At 41.8% G+C, this 4,273-nt stretch carries 4 protein-coding genes; all 4 read right to left on the bottom strand.

Annotated elements, in window-relative coordinates; translation table 11 throughout:
• Nucleotide 1 precedes the first annotated feature (1 nt).
• Nucleotides 2-841 carry a rod shape-determining protein MreC gene (mreC, locus tag LBH98_09685; GenBank protein MDR0305017.1) on the bottom strand — a complete coding sequence of 280 codons (840 nt, stop codon included), beginning with the start codon at nt 839-841 and terminating at the stop codon, nt 2-4.
• Nucleotides 842-851: 10 nt separating this feature from the next.
• On the bottom strand, nt 852-1,883 hold the full coding sequence (locus LBH98_09690) for a rod shape-determining protein (protein MDR0305018.1): 1,032 nt from the start codon (nt 1,881-1,883) through the stop codon (nt 852-854).
• Nucleotides 1,884-1,977: 94 nt separating this feature from the next.
• Entirely contained in the window at nt 1,978-2,730 is a 753-nt protein-coding gene (locus tag LBH98_09695) for an ABC transporter ATP-binding protein (protein ID MDR0305019.1), read from the bottom strand.
• A 2-nt stretch (nt 2,731-2,732) separates the two neighbouring features.
• On the bottom strand, nt 2,733-3,947 hold the full coding sequence (locus LBH98_09700) for an efflux RND transporter periplasmic adaptor subunit (protein MDR0305020.1): 1,215 nt from the start codon (nt 3,945-3,947) through the stop codon (nt 2,733-2,735).
• Nucleotides 3,948-4,273 lie beyond the last annotated feature (326 nt).

The raw sequence follows: 4,273 nt of genomic DNA on the forward strand, positions 1-4,273 counted from the left end.
TTTACTCCGTCCTTTTTATTTTATCATACTGATAAATTTCATTTTTTATAGCCTCCCATATCGGATCTGACTTAACGACAAAAACATTTCGCAGATGATCATAATCAACACAAGGATTGATGTAAACTCTTTTAAAAACTTCTCCACCTTTCGCTTTTTCTATTTTTTCTGCAAATCCAATTTTCAAACCTCTCGGATAAATGCCGCCTAAACCTGTGGTAATAAACAAATCGCCGGAATCTATGGAAGCAACGCTACGCATGTCTGAAAAAAGCGTTCCATCGGTTTTTGAAGAAAAAATTCCAACCGCACCGGATTTTTCGTGTTCAATACTAATATATTCGTCGGAAGCATAAAGCATTCTGATTTGCGATGTTAACGGAAGCGCCGTAATTACTTTTCCTACAACTCCGTTATTTGATATTACAGGCATTGACGCTTTTATTCCATGGTTTGTCCCGATATTTATAATAGCCGTTCTGTAAAGGAATGACGGTTCTCTTGCCACAATTTCGGCAGAAACAATCTCAAATTGCGATAAATCGTCAGACTTCACATCGTTTACTACCGCTGTGTCTAATTTTTTACGAAACATTGCGTTTTCCATTTCCGAAACAATAATTTTTTCACGCAATTTTTTGTTTTCGTCAAAAACGTCATTTAGCTGATAAAAAGTTCCAATAACAAGTTGAGCCGGAGAAAACAAAGTCAATGTAAGCGTTTTGACCATATTTTGCTGTTTTTGCTTATCCGCCGAAATCATAAGCAACGACATAAGTATCGTAAGTATAAGCGATGTCACATTACGATGTGAGACAATAAACTGCCATATCCAATGCACAAAATTTCCTTTAACGAATATTTCGGCTACTGCCTAATAATACCTGCGAATATTTATCCATATTCTCGGCTACTATCAACGCTCCGCGCGCCACTCTTTTAAGCGGATCATCAATAACGCACACCGGAAGATTTGTTTCTCTGCGAATCCTTTCGTCAAGTCCTCTCAAAAGCGAACTTCCGCCGGTCATAATTATCCCTTTATCAAGAATATCCGAAGATAACTCCGGAGGAGTTTTTTCAAGAGTGTTCAAAACCGCTTTAATAATATCGTCAACCGGAGTTTTCAACGCCTCGCGAATTTCAACAGAAGTAATTCTCATTTCTCGCGGAATACCTACGACAACATCATGACCGCGCACTTCCATTTCCAATTCTTCCGCAAGTTCAAACGCAGAACCGACTTTTTTCTTAACGTATTCCGCCGTACTTTCCCCAATTAAAAGATTGTACGTCTTTTTCATATATTCAACAATCGACCTATCAAATTCGTCACCGCCGACTTTCTCCGACAAGTCGCAAACCATTCCACCCATTGAAATAACGGCGATTTCCGCAGTCCCGCCGCCAATATCAATTATCATATTTCCACTGCTTTCAAGAACCGGCACATCCATGCCTATCGCCGCCGCCATCGGTTCGGCAATCAAACGCGCTTCCATAATTCCCGCTCTTTCGGCAGAATCCAAAACCGCCCTTTGTTCCGCCTTGGTAATTCCGGATGGAACTCCTATTACCGCACGAGTTCTTCCGAATAATTTATTAAGCTGCGCTTTTTGAATAAAATAACGAAGCATTTCTTCAACCAAATCAATATCAGCGATAACGCCGTCTCTCATAGGACGAACCGCTGCAATTTTTCCGGGCGTTCTTCCAAGCATTTTTTTCGCTTCCGCCCCTATTTCAAGAATTTCACCGGTCGCTTTGTCAATCGCCACTACAGAGGGGTCGTCCACCAAAAGTCCGCGTCCTTTTGCGTAAACTAAAGTATTTGCTGTTCCTAAATCAATACCGAGAACCGTTCCAAATTCGAAAAAAGCCATAAAAATATCTCCGTTAAATTTTTTTCCGTTTTACACGCGGATAAAATAATTTTTCGCAAATATAAGTGAAGAAAAAAAAAGCAGTTTTGTGAAATTATTTTGAAATGTAATCTTCATTCGTAGGCATACCGTTTAACGCATCGACTGCTAATTGCGGAATTATCACAGCGTCTTCGACTATCAAGCCGTCTCGCAGACGTATATGACGCGAACAAAACGAAGCGATGTCGGATTCGTGCGTAACAAAACAAATCGTTTTCCCTTTGCCGTTCAACTCCTGAAAAAGCGTCATAATTTCATAACTTGTGCGCGTATCTAAATTCCCCGTCGCCTCATCGGCAAAAATAACGACCGGATCATTCACCAGCGCCCGTGCAATCGCTACTCTTTGTTGCTGCCCGCCGGAAAGTTGAGCCGGAGTATGATGCATTCTATCCTGCAATTTTACCATTTCAAGCGCGTACTGCGCTCTTTCACGACGTTCTTTGTTATGGATTTCGTGGTTGTAAAACAGCGGAAGTTCGACATTTTCAAGTGCGCTTGTACGCGGCAGCAGGTTATACGCTTGAAAAACAAATCCAATCAAGGAATTTCTGATTTGCGCCAACTCATGAAGATTTGACGCCGAAACAAGAGTATCCGCAAGTTTGTATGAACCGCTTGTAGGACGATCCAAACACCCTAAAATATTGAGAAGCGTGGTTTTACCGGAACCGCTCGTCCCCATTAAAGCCGCAAATTCGCCTTCATAAATCGTGAAAGCGATTCCTTTTAAAGCGCGTACTATTTCTTCGGCAAGACGAAATTCCCGCACAATATTATCAACGGTTATACACGCTTTTTTCATCTCTACATCCCTCTGACAAGCGGATTTCTACTTTGTTGAGCCGGTTTCTTTTTCACACTTTGGTCAACCTCAATTAAAATCACTTCGTCACCCTCTTTAAGTCCGCTTTTTACCTCAATTAAAGAACTTGAACGCTCGCCTGTTTCAATTACTTTTTCTATGAGAATTCCATTTTCCAAAACCCAAACACTTGACTGGCGTTTTCTCATTTGACCGGCGGCGGCACCGAAATTACCGCCGCCGCTCCTTTGCGGCGAAAGATTTTGTGGATTCTGTGCACTTTGCCGATTGTCCGCCGGCACGTCTTTATTTTTAGACGGCTTGAATCTCAACGCTCTTGCGGGAATTACTAAAACGTCTTCCGCACCGCTGGTAATAATCTCCGCAGTCGCGGTCATTCCGGGAAACAAGAGACGTTTTTGATTATTAGTGTTAATGACCACCGGATAAGTTACCGCGTTGGCTTCGGATTTCGGTTGAACCCTTATAGTTTGCACCACCCCGTTAAAAATACTGTCCGCCCATGCATCGACCGAAAATTTTACGTTCATTCCCTCTTTAATCTGTCCGATGTCCGCTTCGTCCACATCCGCCAAAACCCGCATTTTCGTTAAATCACGCGCTATCGTAAAAAGCGTGGGTGCGTTAAACGACGCCGCGACGGTCTGTCCCTGTTCCACTAAACGCGATAAAACCACTCCGTCAATCGGCGAGCGAATTATCGCATAACTCAGGTTTGTTTTTGCACGGTTGTTGTCAATTTTTGCCGTTTCTAATGTATTTTGCGAGCGCTCGTAATTGTATTTTATCAGATCGTAATCGTCAGCGGAAATCATGCTTTTGTTTTTAAGAATCTCGGCTCTCTCAAACAGATTTTTGCGATAACGATATTCGCTTTGCGCCGAAGACAACGCCGCGTTGCTCTGCGAAACCTGCAATTCCAAAACGCTTTTGTCCAAAACAGCGATAATTTGATTCGCTTTCACCTCGTCGTTAAAATCCACAAATATCGAATCAATCGTTCCCGAAACCTGCGTACTTATTTCAACCTGTTCAAGCGGTTGAATCTTACCGGTCGCGGTGATTGTGTTTGTAATATTCCCGATACCGACTTTTGTCGTTTCATAGCGAAATTTTTGCGTTTTTTGACTTTTTACGAAAAAAAAAGTCCCCAAAATCACTCCGACAACTGCCGCAACAACGATTGCTTTTTTCATAGACGCCTTTCAATATATACACTCACCTATTTTGATATTCACAGGAATTTGTTTGTTACAATCTTTGGGAATTATAATTACAACAAAAACTTACTATTCTTCAGCATTCCAGATATTATTTTACATAGAGTTTTGATTGAAATCCATATAAAAACAGAAGAGGAAACGGTGCCGAATTACTTGAAAATCTTGCTTTTTACAGCGGCGAATGGTATTTTATGTGAGTACCTTTTGAAGGTCTTCGGTCTTCGGTCTTCGGTCTTCGGTCTTCGGTCTTCGGTCTTCGGTCTTCGGTCTTCGGTCTTCGGTCTTCGGTCTTCGGTCTT

Source organism: Chitinispirillales bacterium, assembly GCA_031254455.1.
In the GTDB taxonomy this organism is placed as follows: Bacteria; Fibrobacterota; Chitinivibrionia; order Chitinivibrionales; family Chitinivibrionaceae; genus WRFX01.